Below are 370 nucleotides of genomic sequence, written 5' to 3' on the forward strand. Positions count from 1 at the left end.
CATGCCCTCCTTCCAGTCGAACTGCAGCTGCCTGCCCGGGGGCGTCTCGAACCGCGGGTGCGGCTCGCGGCCGCCCGCGCCCCCGAAGGGCACGTCGCGGGCCCGGCACCACGCGGTGAAGGCGCCGTACCCGGGCAGCCCCTCCCCGCGGCCCTCGCGCAGGAACGCGTACACGGCCATCTTGGTCATCCCGGGCAGCTGGGCCTTCGCGCGGATCACCTCCTCGAGCGGGTCGAAGGCGCTGCCCCTCGCGGACCTCCCGTCGGCGGCGGACTCGCCCTCCCGCCAGTACTTGGCGACCGTGTGCCGGTCCATGCCGTGCCTCCTCGCGATCTCGCTGAAGTTCGGCTTCGCGCCGGACCCCCTGTAG

General features: G+C 74.3%; 1 pseudogene. It reads right to left on the minus strand.

Annotated elements, in window-relative coordinates:
• Nucleotides 1-370 (minus strand): annotated as a pseudogene (locus tag ACTQVX_RS08875) (IS21 family transposase); the annotation flags it as partial.

Origin of the sequence: Collinsella sp. LCP19S3_A6 (genome assembly GCF_052122015.1) — a bacterium.
Lineage (GTDB): Bacteria > Actinomycetota > Coriobacteriia > Coriobacteriales > Coriobacteriaceae > Collinsella.